This is a genomic window from Steroidobacter gossypii (assembly GCF_016801985.1).
GTDB lineage: Bacteria > Pseudomonadota > Gammaproteobacteria > Steroidobacterales > Steroidobacteraceae > Steroidobacter > Steroidobacter gossypii.
Window position 1 is genome coordinate 32,346 of the sequence record NZ_JAEVLS010000010.1, and the last position, 21,577, is coordinate 53,922.

20 protein-coding genes are annotated in these 21,577 nt (G+C 63.1%); 12 read left to right on the forward strand and 8 right to left on the reverse strand.

What is annotated here, in order from left to right; all coding sequences use genetic code 11:
- The first annotated feature begins 104 nt into the window (after positions 1 to 104).
- Together JM946_RS29145 and JM946_RS29150 are read left to right on the forward strand one after the other, a co-directional pair.
- Entirely contained in the window at positions 105 to 602 is a 498-nt protein-coding gene (locus JM946_RS29145; RefSeq protein WP_203170985.1) for a metallophosphoesterase family protein, read from the forward strand.
- An 80-nt stretch (positions 603 to 682) separates the two neighbouring features.
- Positions 683 to 1,363: an SOS response-associated peptidase gene (locus JM946_RS29150; protein ID WP_203170986.1), complete on the forward strand. Its 681-nt coding sequence runs from the start codon at positions 683 to 685 to the stop codon at positions 1,361 to 1,363.
- A gap of 7 nt (positions 1,364 to 1,370) precedes the next feature.
- Here the strand turns inward: JM946_RS29150 and JM946_RS29155 are convergent, their stop codons facing one another.
- Together JM946_RS29155 and rocF are read right to left on the reverse strand one after the other, a co-directional pair.
- The gene (locus JM946_RS29155) at positions 1,371 to 2,426 is read right to left on the reverse strand and encodes a YVTN family beta-propeller repeat protein (RefSeq protein WP_203170987.1); all 1,056 of its coding nucleotides are present in this window, start codon (positions 2,424 to 2,426) and stop codon (positions 1,371 to 1,373) included.
- A 22-nt stretch (positions 2,427 to 2,448) separates the two neighbouring features.
- The gene (gene rocF, locus JM946_RS29160; protein ID WP_407700617.1) at positions 2,449 to 3,387 is read right to left on the reverse strand and encodes an arginase; all 939 of its coding nucleotides are present in this window, start codon (positions 3,385 to 3,387) and stop codon (positions 2,449 to 2,451) included.
- Positions 3,388 to 3,497: 110 nt separating this feature from the next.
- Between rocF and JM946_RS29165 the strand changes: the two genes are divergently transcribed.
- From JM946_RS29165 to JM946_RS29185, 5 genes are all read left to right on the forward strand, one after another.
- Complete coding sequence (locus JM946_RS29165; RefSeq protein ID WP_203170989.1) at positions 3,498 to 4,418, forward strand: DMT family transporter; 921 nt, start codon at positions 3,498 to 3,500, stop codon at positions 4,416 to 4,418.
- A gap of 138 nt (positions 4,419 to 4,556) precedes the next feature.
- Positions 4,557 to 5,480: an ABC transporter ATP-binding protein gene (locus JM946_RS29170; protein WP_203170990.1), complete on the forward strand. Its 924-nt coding sequence runs from the start codon at positions 4,557 to 4,559 to the stop codon at positions 5,478 to 5,480.
- Complete coding sequence (locus JM946_RS29175; RefSeq protein ID WP_203170991.1) at positions 5,477 to 6,238, forward strand: ABC transporter permease; 762 nt, start codon at positions 5,477 to 5,479, stop codon at positions 6,236 to 6,238. Before JM946_RS29170 ends, JM946_RS29175 begins: the two co-directional genes overlap by 4 nt.
- Before the next feature lie 19 nt (positions 6,239 to 6,257).
- On the forward strand, positions 6,258 to 6,782 hold the full coding sequence (locus tag JM946_RS29180; RefSeq protein WP_203170992.1) for a GNAT family N-acetyltransferase: 525 nt from the start codon (positions 6,258 to 6,260) through the stop codon (positions 6,780 to 6,782).
- A gap of 69 nt (positions 6,783 to 6,851) precedes the next feature.
- A complete protein-coding gene (locus JM946_RS29185; protein ID WP_203170993.1) occupies positions 6,852 to 7,982 on the forward strand; it encodes a dipeptidase in 1,131 nt (376 codons plus the stop codon).
- Between the two features lie 3 nt (positions 7,983 to 7,985).
- On the opposite strand, the gene JM946_RS29190 is transcribed toward JM946_RS29185, so the two are convergent.
- Positions 7,986 to 8,747, reverse strand: a complete 762-nt coding sequence (locus tag JM946_RS29190) for an outer membrane beta-barrel protein (protein ID WP_203170994.1) — start codon at positions 8,745 to 8,747, stop codon at positions 7,986 to 7,988.
- Positions 8,748 to 8,845: 98 nt separating this feature from the next.
- Positions 8,846 to 9,550 carry a YceI family protein gene (locus JM946_RS29195; RefSeq protein ID WP_203170995.1) on the reverse strand — a complete coding sequence of 235 codons (705 nt, stop codon included), beginning with the start codon at positions 9,548 to 9,550 and terminating at the stop codon, positions 8,846 to 8,848.
- Between the two features lie 164 nt (positions 9,551 to 9,714).
- Between JM946_RS29195 and JM946_RS29200 the strand changes: the two genes are divergently transcribed.
- From JM946_RS29200 to JM946_RS29215, 4 genes are all read left to right on the forward strand, one after another.
- The gene (locus JM946_RS29200) at positions 9,715 to 10,080 is read left to right on the forward strand and encodes a cupin domain-containing protein (protein ID WP_203170996.1); all 366 of its coding nucleotides are present in this window, start codon (positions 9,715 to 9,717) and stop codon (positions 10,078 to 10,080) included.
- A gap of 83 nt (positions 10,081 to 10,163) precedes the next feature.
- A complete protein-coding gene (locus JM946_RS29205; RefSeq protein WP_203170997.1) occupies positions 10,164 to 11,075 on the forward strand; it encodes an alpha/beta hydrolase in 912 nt (303 codons plus the stop codon).
- 20 nt (positions 11,076 to 11,095) lie between these two features.
- Complete coding sequence (locus tag JM946_RS29210) at positions 11,096 to 12,127, forward strand: LacI family DNA-binding transcriptional regulator (protein ID WP_203170998.1); 1,032 nt, start codon at positions 11,096 to 11,098, stop codon at positions 12,125 to 12,127.
- An 83-nt stretch (positions 12,128 to 12,210) separates the two neighbouring features.
- Positions 12,211 to 13,305: a serine hydrolase domain-containing protein gene (locus JM946_RS29215; RefSeq protein ID WP_203170999.1), complete on the forward strand. Its 1,095-nt coding sequence runs from the start codon at positions 12,211 to 12,213 to the stop codon at positions 13,303 to 13,305.
- Between the two features lie 97 nt (positions 13,306 to 13,402).
- Here the strand turns inward: JM946_RS29215 and JM946_RS29220 are convergent, their stop codons facing one another.
- Positions 13,403 to 14,923, reverse strand: a complete 1,521-nt coding sequence (locus tag JM946_RS29220) for a serine hydrolase (protein WP_218043189.1) — start codon at positions 14,921 to 14,923, stop codon at positions 13,403 to 13,405.
- A 499-nt stretch (positions 14,924 to 15,422) separates the two neighbouring features.
- Between JM946_RS29220 and JM946_RS29225 the strand changes: the two genes are divergently transcribed.
- A complete protein-coding gene (locus JM946_RS29225; protein WP_203171001.1) occupies positions 15,423 to 15,632 on the forward strand; it encodes a hypothetical protein in 210 nt (69 codons plus the stop codon).
- Between the two features lie 51 nt (positions 15,633 to 15,683).
- Here JM946_RS29225 and JM946_RS29230 read toward each other — a convergent pair whose 3' ends face one another.
- The 3 genes from JM946_RS29230 to JM946_RS29240 are packed head-to-tail and all read right to left on the reverse strand — an operon-like array spanning position 15,684 to position 21,536.
- A complete protein-coding gene (locus JM946_RS29230; RefSeq protein WP_203171002.1) occupies positions 15,684 to 17,147 on the reverse strand; it encodes an efflux transporter outer membrane subunit in 1,464 nt (487 codons plus the stop codon).
- A gap of 13 nt (positions 17,148 to 17,160) precedes the next feature.
- Positions 17,161 to 20,337, reverse strand: coding sequence for an efflux RND transporter permease subunit (locus tag JM946_RS29235; protein ID WP_203171003.1), 3,177 nt, complete (start codon positions 20,335 to 20,337; stop codon positions 17,161 to 17,163).
- Positions 20,334 to 21,536 carry an efflux RND transporter periplasmic adaptor subunit gene (locus tag JM946_RS29240; protein ID WP_203171004.1) on the reverse strand — a complete coding sequence of 401 codons (1,203 nt, stop codon included), beginning with the start codon at positions 21,534 to 21,536 and terminating at the stop codon, positions 20,334 to 20,336. Before JM946_RS29240 ends, JM946_RS29235 begins: the two co-directional genes overlap by 4 nt.
- Positions 21,537 to 21,577: the final 41 nt, after the last annotated feature.

Sequence of the window (21,577 nt, forward strand, 5' to 3'; positions counted from 1 at the left end):
GAGGCAAGGCTGGTTGTTTTCTCAGCTGGCGAGCCCGTGAAGGCGCGATTAGAGTGGCCACATCGCCGCCACTCGCTCCCTGAACAGCGCCTGCTGAATCGTCAATGCATCCTCCGCTGGCCGACACACCTGAACAGACCGTCCTCGGGGTGATCTCCGACACTCACGGTCTGCTGCGCCCCGAAGCGTTGAATCACTTGTTCGGCGTCGAGCGAATCATCCATGCCGGCGACATCGGCTCGCCCAACGTGCTGGAAAAACTGCAAAGCCTCGCCCCTGTCAGTGCCGTCCGCGGCAACAACGACAAGGGCGCCTGGGCCGAAGCGATTCCTGAATCGCTGCTGCTCGAGGTGCGCGGTCATTCCATTCATGTATTGCACGACCTGGCGCAGATCGACTTGAGCCCGGCGGCCGTGGGCATCGACGTGGTCATCAGCGGTCATTCGCACAAGCCGCTGCTGGAACAGCGCGAGGGTGTGTTGTTCCTGAATCCCGGCAGCATCGGCCCGCGCCGCTTTCGCTTGCCCACCACGCTGGCCAAGCTGTACGTGAGCGATACAGCCGTGCAGGCGGAGATCATCGAGTTGCGCCTGCCCGGCTGAAGCGCGCAATTCGCGTTGCAAACATTGTCAGTTGCGGTGCGAGGACCTCGATTCTCGATTCGGGATCGGTGAGATCGGCGATGTGTGAGCGATTCGTCATAGCCCCTCAGGCCGCGGTGGAACGCGAGTTCCCATTGCAGCACGCGTGGTGGCGTTTCGACGCCAGCTTCAATGTTTCCACGCGCAACAACGTGCCGGTGGTCCGCCTGCACGAGGGCGAGGCTGAAGGCGTGATGATGCGCTGGGGATTGATTCCCGATTGGGCGGAAGGCGATCCGCTCAAATCCTGCACGACTCATGCGGCCAGCGAGGAGCTCGACCGCAATAAAGCGTTCAGCGGCGCATGGTGGCGCGGCCAGCGCTGCATCGTGCCGCTGTCCGGCTTCTATGGCTGGCAACTCACTCCCCAGCAATATCTGCAGCCGTACTTCGCCCGACTGGTGAATCGTTCAGTGTTCGGTGTCGCTGCCCTCTGGGACCGCACCGTCAACAAGGACGAAGACGACGTGATCGAAGGCTGCGCGCTGCTGACAGTGCCGGCGAACGAACTGCTGGCCGACGTTCACAACACCTCGCCACAAATGCCAGCCATCCTGCATCGTGATGAATACGAGCCGTGGTTGCGCGGATCCACGGCTCGTGCGCGATCGTTATTGCGGACTTATCCGCCGGAAAGAATGGTGGCGCACGCCGTCAGCCCGCGCATCAACTCGCTCAAATACAACGACGAGCAGTTGATCCGGCCGGTGCTGTTCGGCTGAGTCACAGTCAGTTCACTGCAATCGGCGTGTAACCCAGGCCATCCGGCTCGCGCCCGGCCTTCAGGCGATCCACCACCTTGAGCGAAGTCAGATCGATCACCGTGATCGTGTCGGCATTGGTGTTGGCGACAAAGGCCAGCGACAGCGGCTCCGGCATCAGAATGCCCACGGGCACCGGCCCATCGCCGAATTGTGACACCATCGGGCGTGTTTCATTGTGCGGCAGCCGCTCGCCTTCGCTCTGCATCGGGATACTGGTGATCTTTTTCTTGGTTACCGTATCGAACACGGCAACATCGCCTGACTTGGCATTGGAGATCAGTGCACGCGTGCCGTCGGCTGTGAATTTGACGCGAATCGGCACCTGACCCGGCTCGACTGTCGCAGTGACCTTCAGCGTGGCCGGATCCACGATCGAGACCGTGTTGGCGTCGCGATTGGTCACCCACACTTCGCTGCCATCCGGCGCCACCGCAATGCCTTCGGCGCCGCGACCGGTTGCGACATCTGTGATGCGTTCGTGGGTCGACAGATCGATCGCTGTGGTCGTGCCCGAACCGATGTTGGCCGTGAATGCGCGCCGATGTTTCGGGCTCACCGCCACCATGTGTGAGCCGACCTGGTCGGTCGGAATTGCATGCTTCACCTTGCCCTGGTTCACGCTGACCACGAGCAGCGCCTTGCTCGCTTCCACCGTCACCGCCACTTCATCGCCCTGCAGCCACACGATGCCATGCGGCCGGCTGTAATCGCCGAGATCGATGGTTCGCACCACTTTCTTGCCGGGCACATCGACGACAGTGAGCGTTTTGCCCGGCTTGGCCGAGTCGCCGTAGTTCGCGATCACGGCCGTCTTGCCATCCGCCGACACCGCCACTTCGTGCGGACCGTCGCCGGTGGGCACCGTCGCCTTGACCTTGTTGGTCGCAAGATCGATGAACGAGACCGTGTCGTCGGACTTGTTGAGCACCAGCAGCGTGCCGGTGGGCGCGGCGGCAGCGACGCCCCCAGACCACGACGACGACAACGACAACAGCAATAACAACCGGGCCAGATGTTTCATATTGTCTCCAGCATCGCCGCCCTCAGGGGACGGCACGACGCATCAGGGTGCTTTTGCCGAACAGCGATTCGATCAGGTCCACCGCCAGCAGCGCGGTCTTGTTGCGCACGTCCAGCGCCGGGTTCAATTCCATCACGTCCAGCGAGCTCAAGCGACCGGTGTCCGCGATCATTTCCATGCACAGCTGCGCCTCGCGATACGACGGCCCGCCCGGAATGGTCGTGCCCACGCCGGGCGCGATCTCCGGATCCAGGAAGTCGACATCGAAGCTCACGTGCAAATGGGTGTCCTCGTCCAGCCCGAGCAGCGCCTGCTCCATGGTCTGACGCATGCCCACCTCGTCGATATAGCGCATATCGAAGACTTCCAGGCCTTGCTCGTGCACGAAACGTTTTTCCGGCGGATCGACGCTGCGGATGCCGATCTGTCGAATGACGGAAGGTTCGATGGCCGGTTTCTGGCCGCTCAGCTCGGACAATTGCGCCGGGCCGAAGCCACACAGGCACGCCACCGGCATGCCGTGGATGTTACCGCTGGGGGACAGCTCGCGAGTGTTGAAGTCCGCATGCGCGTCGAGCCAGAACACACGCAGCTTCTTGCCGCGCTCGCGACAGTGACGCGCAACGGCGCTGATCGAGCCGATGGCCAGGCAATGATCGCCGCCGAGCAGAATGGGCAGATGTCCTTCGCGGAGCGCTGCATACATTGCATCGTGCACCAGACGATTCCATTCGATGACTTCCGTCAGATGCCGATAACCCTCGACCGGCAGTTGCCAGGGATTGCCCGGACCGTTGAGATTGCCGCGATCGTGCACTTGCAGACCGCGCGCTGCCAGCGCTTCACGCAGGCCGGCGACGCGCAGCGCTTCGGGCCCCATCGACGAGCCGCGATCGGCTGCGCCCGCATCGGTGGGTGCACCAATCAGCGCGACCGACTTTTTCTCGCCGGGCCGAGCCATCGCCAATGACGAACCTGCCGACGCGAATTGCGTGCTCATGCCGTTGCTCCTCTCATTAGAATCGCAGCTCGTCTGTTGCTCACGGCCGCGCCGCGATTGTACTCCACCCCATGAACGCCACTGCCGCAGCTGCGCGGCGCGAATTGTTGACCGGCATGATGCTGGCCGCCGCCGGCGCCATCGCATTTTCCTGCAAGGCCATCATCGTCAAGCTGGCGTATCGCTACCACGTCGATGCGACCACAACGATCATGTATCGCATGTTGTTCGCGCTGCCGCTGTTTTTATGCCTGGCGTGGTGGTCGGGGCGCGCCCAGCCGCCGCTCAGCGGCCGCGACTGGCGCGCGCTGTCGGGCTTGGGCTTTTGTGGTTATTACCTGGCGAGCTATCTGGATTTCGCGGGTCTGCAATACATCAACGCCAATCTGGAACGGCTGATTCTCTACTTGAATCCCACCATCGTGCTGCTGGCCGGCAAGCTGCTGTTCAAAACCAGCGTGACGCGCGCTCAGTGGCTGGCGCTGAGCGTCAGCTATCTCGGCGTGCTGCTGGTGTTCGGGCACGACGTGCAAACCGGCCCCGATATCGTCCTCGGCTCGGTGCTGGTGCTCGGCAGCGCCATCAGCTACGCCATCTATCTGGTATACAGCGGCGCGACGGTGCGGAGACTCGGTGCGTTACGCGTCACGGGGACGGCGACCACCATTGCATGCATTCTGTGTATCGCGCAGTTCTTCATCTTGAAACCGCCCGCCGCCATGGTGGTGGCCGCGCCGGTGATCTGGCTGTCCGTGCTCAACGCGGTGCTTTGCACATTCGTGCCCGTGTTGATCACCATGATGGCGCTGGAGCGCATCGGCGCCGGTCTCACCGCGCAGATCGGCATGATCGGGCCGATGTCGACGGTGGCGCTGAGCGTGCTGATTCTGCACGAGCCGTTCAATGCGTGGATCGCGGCGGGCACGGCCCTGGTGGTGGCCGGCGTATGGATGTTGGCGAGGTTCCGGCAGCCTTCGGCGACGAAAAGTTGAACGAGGTCCGTGCGGGCCGGGGGCGGTTCGGCCTGCCCCGGGCATTCGTGAAGAAGCGGAAATTGCGCCGTGCACCGGCAGCCACGCCGAACTCTTTATAATGCCGCGTTCGTTTCGAGCCCAAGCCTTGGAGCCTGCGTGCAACCCATCATCTCGGTTCACAATCTGGTCAAAACCTACGCCTCGGGGTTCCAGGCCCTGAAGGGCGTGGACCTGGAGATCCGCCGCGGTGAAATCTTTGCACTGCTCGGTCCGAACGGCGCCGGCAAGACCACGCTGATCAGCATCATATGCGGCATCGTCAACGCCACCTCCGGCACGGTCACCGCCGACGGCCATGACATTCGCAAGGACTATCGCGCCGCCCGCGCCAAGATCGGGCTGGTGCCGCAGGAGCTCACCAGCGACGCGTTCGAAAGCGTCTGGGCCACCGTGAACTTCAGTCGCGGGCTGTTCGGCAAGCCGCCCAATCCCGCTTACCTCGAAAAGGTGTTGAAAGACCTGTCGCTGTGGGACAAGAAGGACAGCACCATTCTGTCCCTGTCCGGCGGCATGAAACGTCGCGTGATGATCGCGAAGGCGCTGTCGCACGAACCGCAGATCCTGTTTCTGGACGAGCCGACCGCCGGCGTCGACGTGGAGTTGCGCCGTGACATGTGGGAGATGGTGCGCGCCCTGCGCGCCAGCGGCGTCACCATCATTCTTACCACTCACTACATCGAAGAAGCCGAAGAGATGGCCGATCGCATCGGCGTCATCAGCAAGGGCGAGATCATTCTGGTCGAAGACAAGAGCGTGCTGATGCGCAAGCTGGGCCGCAAGCAGCTGACGCTGCACTTGCAGGCTCCGCTGCAGCAGATTCCCTCGCAGCTTGCCAATCGTCAGCTGGAACTCTCGGCCGACGGCAACGAGCTGATCTACACCTTCGACACTCAAGCCGACGCCACCGGCATCGCCAGCCTGTTACGACAGCTGAACGAGCTCGGCATCGACTTCAAGGACCTGCATACGAGCGAAAGCTCGCTGGAAGAAATTTTCGTCAGTCTGGTGCACAAACGATGAACACGTACGGTATCAGCGCCATCTACCGCTTCGAACTGGCCCGCTGGTTCCGCACGCTGGTGCAGAGCCTGTTGTCGCCGGTGATTTCCACCTCGCTGTATTTCGTCGTGTTCGGCGCAGCCATCGGCTCGCGCATGGCAGAGATCGAAGGCGTGAGCTATGGCGCGTTCATCGTGCCCGGGCTGATCATGCTGTCGGTGCTCACCGAGAGCATTTCCAACGCGTCGTTCGGCATCTACATGCCGCGCTACTCCGGCACGATCTATGAAGTGCTGTCGGCGCCGATCTCGGCGATGGAAATCGTCATCGGTTACGTGGGCGCGGCCGCGACCAAGTCGATGATGCTTGGCCTGGTGATCCTGGCGACGGCGCGGCTCTTCGTGGATTTCAGCATCGAACATCCGTTGTGGATGGTGTCGTTCCTGGTGCTCACCTCGATCACCTTCAGTCTGTTCGGCTTCATCATCGGCGTGTGGGCCAGCGGCTGGGAGAAGCTGCAGATCGTGCCCATCATGATCGTCACCCCGCTGGCGTTCCTGGGCGGCAGCTTCTACTCCATCTCCATGCTGCCGGAGATCTGGCAGAAGGTCGCGCTGTTCAATCCGGTGGTGTATCTGATCAGCGGCTTCCGCTGGAGTTTTTACGGCGTGTCCGACGTGGCGGTCGGCCTGAGCCTGTTCATGACCCTGCTGTTCATGACCGCGTGCCTGGTCGCGATCTGGTGGATCTTCAAAACCGGTTATCGCCTGAAGAACTGAACTCGAAGGAACTGCAGACATGGCCGCACCGACTCGGATTCGTCGCGCCACCGCGCAGGATGCGAGGACGCTTGCTGTGCTCGCGGAGAAGACATTCCGCGATACGTACACGCGCTTCAACACGCCCGAGAACATGCAGGCGCATTGTGAGAAGTCTTTCGGCGAGCCGCTCCAACGATCGGAGATCGAGGATGCGGGTCGTGAGACCTGGGTGGTCGAGCTCGATGGCCAGCTCGTCGCTTACGCGCAGCTGATTCTCGATGCGCCGTGCCCGTCCATGACGCAAGCGCGCGGTATCGAGCTCCTGCGTTTCTATGTCGATGCGAGCCAGCAAGGCACTGGCCTTGCCTATCGACTGATGGATGAGCTGGTCACGCGCGGCGCCGCACTTGGCGCGAATATTCTGTGGCTGGGCGTGTGGAATCAGAATGAAAGAGCCATCGCCTTCTACAAGAAGTGCGGCTTCAAGCACGTCGCCGACAAGACCTTCACGGTGGGTGAGGACGTGCAACAGGATTTCGTGATGGGTCGCGAATTGCATTGAGCCCCGGTTTCCTGCCAACCTTGGATCGACTCGCCGCCGCGCGAGCCCGCCCATTCCGAGGAACTGCGCATGACCCTGCCCACCCTGTCCCGGCGTGCCCTGTTGATGGCCGGTGGCGCTGCACTCACGTTGCCGATGAGCCGGGCGCAGGCCGCGTCATGGAATGGCTATCGCGATGCCATCGTGATCGACGGGCTGGGTGGACCGGGCGACATGACCATGGAACCGGGCAAGCCACTCACCGATGCACACATCAAAGATGTGCACGAGAGCGGTCTGACGGCAGTTCTGCTCACGGTGGGGCCGGTCGGCACCGCGCCGCCGGATAGCGCATTCAAAGCCACGGTTCGCGACATGCTCCTGACCGAGCGCGGCATCGCTCGTCGACCCAAGACATTCGCCAGCGTGCGCACCGGTGCAGATATCACGGCAGCGAAGAAAGCCCAGCGCACCGGCTTGATCTACGGCGTGCAGGACGGCGTGGCGTTCGAGACCGACCTGAGTCTGCTCGAAGATCTTCATCAACTCGGTCTGCGCGTGGTGCAGCCGACCTACAATCGCCGCAATCTGCTCGGCGACGGCTGCATGGAGCCGGCCAACGCCGGCTTGAGCCGCACCGGGTTCGAAGCCGTCGAACGGCTCAATGCGCTGAACATTCTGATCGATCTCAGTCACTGCGGCAGGCAGACATCGGCGGATGCGATCAAGGCATCCAAACAACCCGTCGCATTCACCCACACCGGGTGCGCGGCGCTGATCGATCATCCTCGCCATCGCACCGATGCAGAGTTGCGCGCCGTCGCGGACAAGGGTGGGGTTTCCGGCGTGTTCTTCATGCCGTATCTGACCGGCGGCAAACAGCCCACGGCGGCCGATATCATCCGCCATCTCGAGCATATGATTCAGGTGGCCGGCGAAGATCATGTTTCCATCGGCACCGACGGTTACATTTCGCCGACCGTGCTGGATCAGAAATACAAGGAGATGTTCGCCGTCAACACGCGCGAGCGCAAAGCGGCCGGCATCGCCGCCCCCGGCGAGACGGAGGACGGCTATCTCTTCGCCAATGACCTCAACACGCCGCGCCGCCTGGAAACGTTGGGCCAGATGCTCGCCGACCGCGGCCACAGCGCCACGCGCATCGAAAAGATCCTCGGCCGCAATCTGCTCCGCGTGTTCTCCGAAGTGTGGCGCGGCTGAGTATCACAGCCCGAACAGCACGCTGAGCGAGGCCTGGTCCAGGCGGCTTTCGCCCATGCTGCCGTTCGACTTCAGATCGTCGGTGCGCTGGTATTCGAGCCTCGCCGTCCAGCGCGGCAAGAACGCCCATTGCAGGCCCGCGCCCACGCTGACGACTTCATCGCTGTAATCTTGATCGCGGCGCCCCGCGCTGGAACCCGTGCTACCGGTAATGGTCGTTGTCGATTCGACTTCCTGACTGGCAAACAGCACGCCGCCGCGGATGAACGCTTCCCATCGCTCGCTGAACGGCAAGGAGCCGAGCACCGACACGGCAGGGCCGCGCGTACGCACCCGATAACTCATCTCGATCGCACTGGCGGCGGTCGGGACCGACGCCGGGAAACGAAATCGTTGGGTCAATGAAGCTTCGCCCCCGTCCACGTAGGCCAGCTCCGCCGCGAAATATTTGTTGACGCGGTAGCCCAGCGCGAGATTCCAGCCGACATCCACTTCATCGGCGGATGTCTCGGGGTCAATCAACGGGATGGGCACGAAGATGACATCTGTGCCGAAAGCCGGCGGAATCGGCCGCGGCACGGGCGTGATGCTGGGTGGCTGCGTCAGCACGACCGGCACCGCCGCGACGCCAGCCGCCTTGTCCAGTCGCTGCTCGCTGCGAGCGCCGGCGGCGCCAACATAGAACCCCGGGTCGGCCGCTTCAGAGATTTCACAATGCAGCGAAGTAACAAACGCCGCCGACGCCACCGCTGCGTATCGAACCATTCCACGATTCATTTGTTTGCTTCCTGACAAGCGATTGCACCCGCTCCAGCCGGGTGCAATCGTACGACAGGTCGACGCGCGGCGGTTCGAGACTTTACTTAGGTCCCTTCGCTGGCGGCGGGCGCGGTCCAGGGCGGGCCGGAGAACTCCGTTTCGATGATGACATTCACCGCGTCGCTCACGCCCATCGTGGTGCCCGGCGCGGGGATGCCGTACGAGATGCCGAAGTCGGAGCGCTTGAGCACACCGGTCGCGGAGAAACCAATGCGCGCATTCGGGTCCATCGGATGGCCGGAATAGCCACCGTTGAATCTCGCATCCAGCACCATCGGCTTGGTGACACCGCGCATGGTGAGCTCGCCGTTGATACGCATGGTGCGTGCACCGGTGGGCTCGACGCTGAGCGAACGGAATGTGATGTCCGGATATTTCGCGGCGTCCAACCATCCTTCACCGGTCAGCTCGGCGTTGAAATCCACCTTGGTGTCGGGATAGTCCGTTTCCAACGACTTCGCATCCACCGTGACCGTGACGCTCGAGGCCGCGAGGTCGTTCGGGTCGAACTGCAACTGCGCGGTCGCCTTTTTGAAACGCGCCGTGTAATTGGAAAAGCCCAGGTGATCGACTCGGAACAGAATGCTGGTGTGCCCCAGATCCATCGTGTAAGCGCCCGCCGGAACATCCACCGGCTGCTCCGCCGCCGCGGCCGGTGTCGGCTGCGGCTCGGAGGCCGGGGCGGGTTCCTGCTTTGGAGCGCAGGCCGCCAGCGCGGCGAGCAGACTGAGTACGAGCAAACGGTTCATCGATGGTCCCTCGCAGTTGATCCGGAATGATGACTTGAAGACGCGCCAGCGCCCGCCGGCCCGACAGCAGCACTTGAGGATTTTTCGAGTCAGCCAACTGTGCCGCCGACCTGCGCCGAAACTGGCGCTTGGCGACCACCCCGGGCCCGGCGGATGATCGCCCCATGCCCAGTGTGCCCGTGAATCTTCAGGAAAAGTTCGCCCGCTTCAGCGAGCCCTGGAGCCCCAGGGTGATCGCCGAAATGAACGACTACCAGTTCAAGCTGGTGCGTCTGCTCGGCGAGTTCGTCTGGCACCAGCACGCGGACACCGACGAAGTCTTCATCGTTATCGAAGGCGAGATGGTGCTGCGCTTCCGGGATCGCGAAGTCCCGCTGCGCGCCGGTGAGCTCTACGTCGTCCCCAAAGGCGTCGAGCACCAGCCCTTCGCCCCGGCCGAGTGCAAAGTCATGCTGGTCGAGCCCAAAGGCGTCATCAACACCGGCGATGCCGGCGGCTCTCTCACCGCCCAGAACGACGTCTGGATCTAGCGATCCAGGCGCCGGATCTGAAATGCCTCCAAATCCGGCGGGGGCGCGAATCACCTGCCGATGGAGTGTTTCAGGTGGGTCTCATGATCAGGCATGCGCTGCTGGCTACCGCGTTGTTGTTGACTGGGTGCGCCTCGCACGAGGGCCGGCCGAGCAATGCCCGGATCGGGTCGGTGGGGCCGGTGGCGGTGACCGTCACCCGGGATTTCGTCTACACCCCGGCGCACTGGCCGCAGCCATTGAAGGCGGATTTGTATAAGCCGGCGGGCAACGGGCCGTTTCCGGCGGTGGTGATGATCCATGGCGGCGGCTGGGAGGGCCGTTCGCGGGACGACATGAACGACATTTCGCAGCGGGTGGCCGAGCGCGGCTACGTCGTTCTGAACATGTCGTACCGCTTCGCCCCGCAATGGCACTTCCCGGCGCAGCTCCAGGATGTGCAACAGGCGATCATCTGGCTGCGGGAGCACGCCTCGGATTTGAACGTGCTCAAGAACCGCATCGGCGCCTGGGGTTACTCGGCCGGCGCGCACCTGGCGGCGCTGGCGGGCGTCACCAGCCCCGACGACAAATGGTTCGTGGAAGGCACCCGCGTCCAGGCGGTGGTGGCCGGCGGCACTCCGGTGGACCTGCGCTATTACAAGAACGGTCCGTTGACCAACGGTTTGATCGGCGCCTCCTACGAGCGGAATCCCGACCTGTGGCGCGAAGCTTCGCCGCTGGCGCTGGTGAGCGGCGACGATCCGCCGATGTTCCTGTATCACGGCACCTTCGACATTACCGTCGGCGACAACAACGCCCATGCCATGTACCAGGCGCTGAACGCCAACGGCATCCCGGCCGAGCTGTACCTGATGCGCGGCCTGGAGCATCTGAGCACGTTCATCGTCGACCGGCCGGTGGACAACGGCATCGATTTCCTCGACCTGTACCTGCGCACGGCGCAACCGAAACTGACCGGGCGAAGCGACGAGGCTGGCTCCATCCGGCGCTGATCTGGGCTACCATCGCGCCCATGTCCGGGCGCAGAACAAGCATCAACGACGTTGCCAAGGCGGCCGGCGTCGCGATCAAAACAGTGTCGCGGGTTCTGAACAACGAACCCAACGTTCGCGAAGAAACCCGCGCGCAGGTGCTTGCTGCCGTCAAACGGCTCAATTATCACCCCAGCCTGTCGGCCCGCAGTCTCGCCAGCCGCCGCTCGTATCTGGTCGGCCTGGTCTACGACAATCCGAGCGCCAACTACACCATCGAAGTGCAACGCGGCGCCCTGGCGCGCTGTCGCGAGGCCAAGTTCCTGCTGTTGTTGCATGAGGTGGCCGGCCGCAGTGAAGAGGTGATCCAGGACATCCTGACCTTCGCCAACCAGACCCACCTGGACGGCCTGATCGTGGCCCCGCCGCTGAGCGAATCGGCCGAGCTGATCCGGGCGCTGGACGCGCAGGCGCTGCCGTTCGTGCGCATCGCCCCGAACGAAATCAAACATCGCTCGCCCTATGTCGATATCGACGACGAAGCGGCGGCGCGCGAAATGACCGAGTACCTGATCGGCCTCGGCCATCGCAGCATCGGCTTCATCATCGGCCGACCCGGTCACTTCGCCAGCGGCGAGCGGCTGCGCGGGTACAAGGCCGCTCTGAAGAACCACAAGATTCCGTATGTGCCGGAATACGTGCGCCAGGGCGACTTCCTGTTCGATTCGGGGCTGGAAATGACCCGGCAGCTGCTGGCACTACCCAAACGACCGACGGCGATTTTCGCGGGCAACGACGACATGGCCGCCGGCGCGCTCATGGCCGCCCACGAAATGGGAGTCGCCGTGCCTCAGCAACTGTCGGTGGCCGGCTTCGACGACGCAGCCATTGCCCGCACGGTGTGGCCGCCGCTGACCACCATCTGTCAGCCGACCTATCAACTGGCGTATCGAGCCGCCGATTTGCTGCTCGAGATGCTGCTGTCCAGTTCGACCCCCAAGCCGGCGCGGCTGGCGCACACGCTGGTGCGTCGGGATTCGACCGCCGTGGCGCCCAACGGAAGAGTCAAGTAACGTCCCACCCAGTGTGGAACGCATGTCCAGGCCTCTTCCCGGCGGACCTCGGGACCGGGTCCACGGAATCACGGATCGCTTCGATGCCAAGCCGCCCGGGCGCTAACTTGCTGTCGATGATCGCGCTCGGCGCGATCTCGAGCATTGGAACCGCGCACGCGCAGGAAGGCGCGCCACTGACCGATCCGCCGCCGCAGCTCACTCCCGATCGGGTCTATGCACTCGATATCGCGATGGAGAGCATCCTGCAGGAATTTGCGATTCCAGGGCTGGCCATCGGCATCGTCGAGGACGGCGAGCCCGTGTACATCCGCGGCTTCGGCGTGCGCGACAAGAAGACCGATGAGCCGGTGAATGCGCACACGTTGTTTCACGTGGCCTCGATCACCAAGTCGTTCACCGCCACGGCGATCATGCAGTTGGCCGAGCGCGACCAGCTCGGCCTTGAAGAGACGATGGCCGATTCCTCCAGCACCGTCGCGCAACTGCTGACGCGACAAGACGCCGCATTCAACGCGCTCGGCGCGATGATCGAATCGACGACCCAGCAGAAGTATCTGCACTACATGCACTCGAAGATATTGCGACCGGCGGGGCTGATGGAAAGCACCTTCGAAGTGCCCATAGTGAACTCCAACGTCGCGTGGCCTCACGTCGGCCGGGTCTTCGTTCGTCGCGCGACGCGTTATCCGCGGGACGAAGCTTCGCTACCGAGCACCGGCCTCAGCGCGAGCATCGCCGATATCACTCGCTGGGCCGCGCTGCATGTGAGTCGCGATCCTGCGCTGCTCGAGCGCGATTCGTATGAGGCGCTGATCAGACATCGGCGCGATGGCGAGCGGGCAGACACGGCTGTGGCCTTGGGTTGGCGACTGGAACGTCGGGACGACGATTGGTTGCCACATCACGCCGTCAAAGCTCGCGGCTTCTCGGCGCTGCTCACGTTGTATCCGAAGCAGCAGCGCGCCATTGTGATCTTGTCCAACGGCGAGACTACGCCCAGCAAAGAGATTCGTCGCGTTATCGAATCGGTGCTGGCGGGTGAATCGTTTCTGGCTCCCAAGCCTTCGCTGCTATTGCGGAGCGATGTCCAGTGGGCGCTCGGAGCACTCGTGGCAATGTCGCTATTGTTGTTCGCCGTGAGCGTGCACTATCGGCGCCGCCGCCAACCGGATTGAATGTTTCTACCCGTCCGCAGCTCCCAGCTGCCCGAGACGTCAAAGACGCGCGCCGAAAAATTTCCGGCGCGCGCCTTCGAGTCTCACCCTGCGCGACTCAATTGGTGACCGACTGAACGATCGGATCAAGGAACGGTGCGAGCACTTCGTACTGGCCGTTCCAATCGCTATCGTTCCATACACGACCATCGGAGGCGGTGGCCGTTTGGGTGCCGGCGCGGACCGCGACGATATCCAGGCTTGGAATCACCACGATCAGACTGTCGCCCAGACCCCATGCCCAGTACGCATCACGCGGCACGTTCGGCAGCTGTCCGGTCGCATTGGTCCACCACAACAGGCCATAGTTGGTGGTCGCCAGCGGGAAATTCGCTTCGTCCGGATTGCTCAACGACGCATTCGCCGCCACCGGCGTGCGCACTGTGTCCACGAACGACTGGGACAGGATGCGTTGGCCGTTCGCCCACTCACCATTGCGCAGGAACAGCAGGCCAACGCGCGCCATCGCATTGACGTTGGCGAAGATGCCGGACGCGAGCTCGCGCTTGTGAGGAACGGCGCCCCCCTGCGGCCGCTGTACGTTGTCTCGCCAAAACACATCGCTGTTGGACGGCGCCGCAACCGGATCGGGGCCGGCCGCGGCGTTCAGTCCCAGCGCGCTCCACACTCGAGTATTCAACACCGTCGCGAGATCTTCGTTGAAGACGGTGGTCAGCACTTCGGACAGCCAGTTCAAGCCGCCGTCCGAATAGAACCACGTGGTGCCGGGTTGGTACACCAGGGTCGGGTTCAACTCATTCGGCGACGGTAGAGTGTACGAGCCTTCTTTCAGAAAGCCTGCCGTATGGGTCGCCAGCTGCTGGATGGTGATGACTGCGAGCCGGGCAGGATCGTTCGAGGCCGGTGTCGTACCCATGCTCGGCATGTGGGTCTGCGCAGTATCGGTGAGCGCAAGATTGCCACCATCGATGGCAAGGCCCAGCGCGATACCGCCCATCGACTTGGTGGTCGACTTCATATCGTAGCGGAAATCGTCGAACCGGCCCCACTTGTGCACCACCCGGCCACGACGCACGATCATGCCGGCGTTGTTGGCATTCACAGTACCAGCGGTCGACGCGTATGTGGCCGCGGCATTCAACCCGTCCTGGTTCATGCCGACGTCGGCCGCGTTGGCAGGCGTCCAACCATGATTGTTCGTATCGCTGTTGTCGACATCGGAAGCCGGATACACCGCCGGGTTCACGGTGACCGACACGGCGTCGGTGCCGGTCAAGGAGCCATCGCTCACCGACAGCGTCAGCTCATAAGTGCCGGCTGAAGGAAATGTCACACTCGTGGCCGCGGCATTGGCAGAACCGAAAGTGACACCGCTCGGCCCGCTCCACGTATACGTGAGCGTGCTGGTGGTTGAATCGTCGGTGGCCGAGCCAGACAGCTGAGCTGTGTTGACCGGCCACTCGATCGCCTGATCGGCGCCCGCCTGCACAGTCGGAGCGACATTGGTGGTGCCACCACCGCCGCCGCCTCCGCCGCCACCGCCTCCACCACCACCGCCGCCACCACTATCACCGCCACCGCCACCACCACCGCCACCACACGCGGCGATAGCCAGCACGGACGTGACACTGATCGCTACCAGCCGGCAGCGGCGAAAAAAATCTGAACGAGAGTTCGCTGGCTCTCGCGACATGACGCGCATTCGTTTATCCCCTCGCATGGTTCTCGCGCTCCACCTGGTGCGCGATGCAAACAACGCTTGTTGCGTTCGGAAAGGTCCGAGCCCTCGTAAGAAAAACGACTGGGAAGGATATGCAGCTCGCGTGCCGATCGCGGAGCGCGCTGGATTGCTCGGGGACGGAATGTTTCTATTGTATTTTCTGCAACGAACCCGGCTGTGCTTGGTAATGTTTGCGATACCAGCCGCAGTTTGCGGCCCGCAAAGGGGAGACCTCAGCTGTGAGGGCCTTAACACTTGTCGTTAACGGCAACGCATTGGCTCGCGCTTCTGTTGGACGACCGGCCAAGGTGGGCCAGCCAAGCTCCGCCGCTTACGCACTCGCATCATGGTGGTCGTCGTCGCCCTGCTGCCGCTGGTGCAGATGGTTGCGTAGGGCGTGGTCAGCTCGGCCAATTGGATCAACGCGCAAGACAAGATCGACGCCGAGCTGGCAGTGGGAGAGCGCGTCTTCGACCGCCTGCGCCTGTTCGATTGCGATCAGGCGCAGGGTTTAGTTCATGAGCCGGCCGATCCCAGCGAAGGAACTCGAGGAATGACTACATCACTTTGCGTGGAACATGGCGCCGAAACGCGCCATGCCCACTGAAGAGATGTCTAGCAAAGTGACGGTGCTACGTACCGGATCGTTTCGAAAGATCTAGCGACGCGCGGTCAATGGCTCTGCTTGATCGCCGAGCCCGCCGCCCACAGCCAACGCGAGATCGACCGCGTTCAGCAGCGCATCGCGTTGAGCTGCCACCAGATCGATCTGCGCCTGATAGAGCCCACGACGCACGTCGAGCAACTCCAGGTAAGCGATGTCGCCCTGGTCGTAACGCAACTCGGCCAACTCCGTCGCGCGGCTCAGCGCAGCCACTTGCTGATCGTTTGCTTCACGCACGCCGGCGATGAGCGTCTGCCCTTGCAACGTATCCAGCACTTCACGGAAAGCTTGTTGCACCGTCCGCGCGTACTCGGCCTTGCGCTGTTCTCTCACAGCTTCGGCGCGAGAAACATTGGCTCGCAACCGGCCACCCTGAAACAGCGGTTGCAGGATGCCACCGGTCGCCGTCCAGGCTTTCGACGGTCCAGTGAACAGATCGTCGAGTTCCGGACTGATCGAGCCGAAAGCGCCCGTGATGCTGATGCTGGGGAACAACTGCGCACGCGCGACACCGATATCCGCCGCCGACGCATTGAGCGCCGCCTCAGCCGCGCCAATGTCGGGACGTTGCGCCATCACCGACGAGGGCAACGCGGCCGGCAATTGCACCGGTGCGGGCAGGCTCACGCCTTGCACACTGACGGCCTCGTCGACCAGCGCCTTGGGCGAACGGCCGAGCAACACGCCAAGCGCGTTGGTGAGCTGAACCACCTGCAATTCCAGCTGACGCGTGGAGACCCGCGTAGCGGCGGCGTCGGCTTCAGCGCGCTTGAATGTGAACTCGTCGCTCTCGCCCGAATCGAAACGCAGCTTTTCGAGATCCATCGACTCTTCGCGCGATCGCAACGTATCGCGCCCTCGCGCGAGCTGCTCGGCTGCAGCGATCAATGAGAAATACACACGAGCCACTTCACCCGTGAGGCTGAGCTTGGTGGCTTCGCGACCGTACTCGCTGTTCAGCAACTGCGCCCGGGCCGACTCGGACGCCCGCTGATACTTGCCCCACAGGTCGAGCTCGTACGCCACGGTGCCCTGGACCGTGTACAGCGTCTGGTGCGTCGGGAAACCAGGAATGTTTCCGAAGCCCTGCTGCGCCAACGAGGCTTCGCTCTGCTTACTGCGCGTCGCATTGCCTTCGAGATTCACCGTCGGCACGCGATCGGCGTTGGCGATACGCAGAAACGAACGCGCCTCCATCACACGAGCCGCGGCGATCTGCGCGTCGGGGTTGTGCCCCAGCGCTTCCACCATGAGCTCGTTGAGCCGGGCGTCATTGAACAACGTCCACCACGGATTCGGCAGCGGACTGGTCTCCGCCGCCTGCGCCGGCAGCGCATCGGGCAACGGCAACTCAGGCTTCTGCGAATCCACCTTGGAAACAAAACACCCGCCGAGGACGGCGGCAATCGCCACCGTCAAGCTCACTCGAACCGTCGTTTTTATGACTTGCCTGTTCATTCCCAACGCATCCTCAATTCGACTCTCGAGGCGCCGCCGGCTTGGGCTCGACACCGCCGCCCTGGCCGTGGTGCTTGCCATGCTCTTCGTCATACGCCTCGCCACCCTTCGCGCCCGCGATCCATTTGAAGAACAGCGGCACGAACAAGGTGGCGATGAAGGTCGCCGCCAGCATGCCGCCGATCACGCTCGTGCCGAGCGAGTGACGGCTGTTGGCGCCCGCGCCGGTGCTGATGGCCAACGGCAGCACGCCGAAGATCAGCGCCAGCGAAGTCATGATAATGGGACGAAAGCGCAGCTTCGCGCCTTCGATGGCCGCATCCATCAGCTTCATGCCTTCGTGATACTTCATCAGCGCGAACTCGACGATCAGAATGGCGTTCTTGGCCGCCAGGCCGATCAGCGTGAGCATGCCGATCTGGAAGTAGATGTCGTTGGCCAGGCCGCGCACGAACACCGCGAGGAACGCGCCGAATGCCGCGAACGGCACCGCCAGAATCACCGCCACCGGCAACGTCCAGCGCTCGAACTGCGCCGCCAGAATCAGGAACACCATCAGCACGCCGAGCAGATACACGCCCTGCGAAGCGCCGCCGCTGACCTTCTCCTGATACGCGGTGCCGGTGAACGCCAGCGCATAGCCTTGCGGCAATGTCTGCGCGGCCACTTCTTCGATCGCGCGCAAGGCGTCGCCCGAGCTGTAGCCCGGCGCCGCGCCGCCCATGATCTTCGCCGAAGTGAACGCGTTGAAGCGCTCGACGATTTCCGCACCGGTCACTTCACGAATGCTGGCCAGCGCGGTGAGCGGCACGAGATCGCCCCGCTTCGAACGCACGTACACGTTGCGAATATCTTCCGGATAAGCGCGGAAGCGCGGCTCCGACTGCAACTGCACCTGATACACACGGCCGTTGCGATTGAAGTCGTTCACGTACAGCGCACCGAACGTGCTCTGCAATGTTTCGAACACCTGGCCCACTTCGACGCCGAGCGTCATCGCCTTCTCGCGATCCAGATCGATGCGCATCTGGGGCACGCTGGCGCTGAACGTGGTCTGCGTACCGGCAAGCTCCGGACGCTGATTGGCCGCGGCCACCAGCTTCTGCGTGACGCCTTCAAGATCCTTGATCGAGCCACTGCCACGCTGCTGGATGTACGCCTCGAAACCGCCGGTCATCGACAGACCTTCGATGGGCGGCGGCTCGACCGCGAAGAAGAAGCCGTCCTTCACTTGCGCACCCGCGCCGAAGACAGCGCCAACCAATGCGCTTGGCGACAGATCGTCGCTCTTACGCTCATCCCACGGCTTCATTGGCAGCCAGATGATGCCGCTGTTGGTCTTCATCGCCTGGGTCAGCGGATCCATGCCGGACACGGCGACGGCATTCGCCACCGCGGGATGGTCGCGCACGCCAGCGGCAACGGTCTCGATGGCCTTCACCGTGCGATCCAACGACGCTGCGTCCTGCAGGAAGCCGATCGCGAACACATAGCCCTGGTCTTCCGACGGAGCCAGCGAAGTCGGCAGCGCACGGAACAACCCGACCACTGCAATCAGCATCACCACGAAGATGCCGGCCGCAAGCGCTGCACGTCTCATGATGAAGCGCACTCCGCGCTCGTAACGATGCGTTACACGCTCGAACCACTTGTTGAAGCCAAGCAGGAAGCGGTTCTGCACCGTGTGATCGTGCTTCAACAACAGCGCGCACAGCGCCGGTGTCAGCGTCAGCGCGACGAAGCCGGAGATCACCACCGACACTGAAATGGTCACGGCGAACTGTTTATACATTTCACCGACCAGACCGCCCAGGAACGCCACGGGCAGGAACACCGCGGTCAGCACCAGCACGATCGCGATCACCGGCCGGGTCACCTCTTCCATCGCCTTTTCAGTGGCCTGCGGCGCGGGCAAGTTTTCGGTGGTCATGATGCGCTCGACGTTCTCGAGCACCACGATGGCGTCGTCGACCACGATACCGATGGCCAGCACCATGCCGAACAAGGTCAGCATGTTGATGGAGAAGCCGAACATATGCATGGCTGCGAACGTGCCGACCAGCGACACCGGCACCGCCAGCATCGGAATGATGGTGGCGCGCCAGTTCTGCAGGAACAGCAGCACCACGAAGAACACCAGCACCATCGCTTCCAGCAGGGTCTTGACCACTTCCTTGATCGACACCTTCACGTATTGGATGGTGTCGTACGGAATGGAATAGGTCATGCCCTTGGGGAAGTCCTGGGACAACTCCGCGAGACGTTCCTGCACGGCGTTGCCGGTTTCCAGCGCGTTGGCGCCGGGCTGCAGCACCAGTGCCATCATCACCGCGCGCTTGCCGTTGATGGTGGCCTGATTGTTGTACATCTGCGCGCCGAGCTCGACGCGAGCCACGTCCTTCAAACGCACGATGCCGCCGGCTTCGGTGGTGTGCACCACGATCTGCTCGAACTCCTCCGGCTCCTGCATGCGCCCCTGCGCGGTCACGGCATAGGTGAAGTCGACCTGCTCGCTGATCGGCTCGACGCCCACCTGGCCCGCCGCGTACTGCGAGTTCTGCTGACGAACTGCGGCCGCGATATCAGACGGCGTCAGACCCAGCTGCGCGAGCTTGTCAGGCTGCATCCAGATGCGGATGGAGTAATCCTGGCCCCACATCTGCACGTCGCCGATGCCGGGGATACGGCGCAACTCGTCCACTACGTTCAACGTGACATAGCTGCTGAGCGTGAGCATGTCGACGCTGTTGTCCGGCGAATGCACCGACACGATCTGCAGGAAGGTGGTCGAGGCCTTGCGCACCACCACGCCCTGACGCCGCACTTCCTCGGGCAGGCGCGGCACCGCCGCCTGAATGCGATTGTTGACGTTGACCGCGTTCATATCGGCATCGGTGCCGATGTTGAACGTCACCGTGATCATCAGCGTGCCGTTGCCCGAATTGACCGAGCTCATGTACAGCATGCCTTCGACGCCGTTGATTTCCTTTTCCAGCGGCGCGGCCACGGTATCGGCGATGGTCTCGGCGGTCGCGCCCGGATAGGTCGCAGCCACCGTCACCGACGGCGGAATGATGTCGGGATAGGCGGAAATGGGCAGCGAGATCATGCCGCCCAAGCCGGCGATCACGATGAACGCCGAGATGACGCAGGCAAAGATCGGCCGCGTGATAAAGAACTTGGAAATCATGCAGTCTCCTTGCTCGCGCCTCGAGCCATCGGCTGCGCGGCCGGCTGCTGCTCAGCCTGCTGAGACGCAGCGTCCACCGACACGGCGCTCACCTGGATGCCGGGCTGCACCTTCAGCACGCCTTCGACAACGTAACGATCGCCGGGCGCAAGGCCCTCGGTGACGATGATGTTGTTGCCCATGGAGCGACCGAGCTGCACCGGGCGGAACTCGATCTTCTGCTCGCCGTTGACGATCCAGATGAACTGCCCCTGGGCGCTCGACATGATCGCCTTGCGCGGCACGGCGACCACGTTGCTCAACAACACACCATCTACGCGCGCGCGAATGAACTGGCCCGGAATCAACTCGGCTTGCGGATTGCTCAGCACGGCGCGCACGCGCACGGTGCCGGAATTCACATCCACCGCGTTGTCGACGAACGTGACCTTGGCGGTCTCCTTATATTCCTGGCCGTTTTCCAGCAGCAGCCGCACCGTCGGCGCGTTGGATTTGTTGGCCGGCGCCAATGAGGCGCGAATCAGGGCCGCCTCGGCTTCCGGCACCGAGAACTCCACATACAAAGGATCCACCTGCACGATCTTGGTCAGCAGGCTGGAGCTCTGCTCGGTGGACACCAGGCTGCCTTCGGACATGACTTCGCGGCTGGACAAGCCGGAAATCGGCGCGCGCACGTCGGTGTACTCCAGATCGAGCTCGGCCATGCGCTGCGCGGCTTCGGCGGCCGCGAGGCTGGCCTGCGCCACTTCGAACGTCGACACGACTTCGTCGCGACGGCTCTGGCTGACCGCGTTCTTATCGAACAACGGCAGCACGCGATCGCGCTCACGACGCGCTTCTTCGAAGCGAGCCTTGGCGACAGCAACTTCGGCGCGCGCCGAAGCCAGGCGTGCACGCACCGGCTCCGGATCGATCAGAAACAACGGCTGGCCCTGCTTCACCGGGCCGCCTTCCTGATAACGGCGCTTCAGCAGAATGCCGCCGACGCGGGCGCGCACTTCCACTTCACGCGAACCGACGGTGCGCGCGGTGTAAGTGAGATCCAGGGGCACTGGATTGCGCTCCACCGTCTGCACGGTGACTTCCGGCGGCGGCGGCGCATGTTGCTGCTGCTCGCCCCCGCCGCAGCCGGCGAGCAACGCCGCGGTGACAGCGATGGCAACCAAAGATCTCACGAATGACGGACGAATGACGTTCATATGCGTCTACCTGACACGAAACGAATACCTGGCCGCGAGCG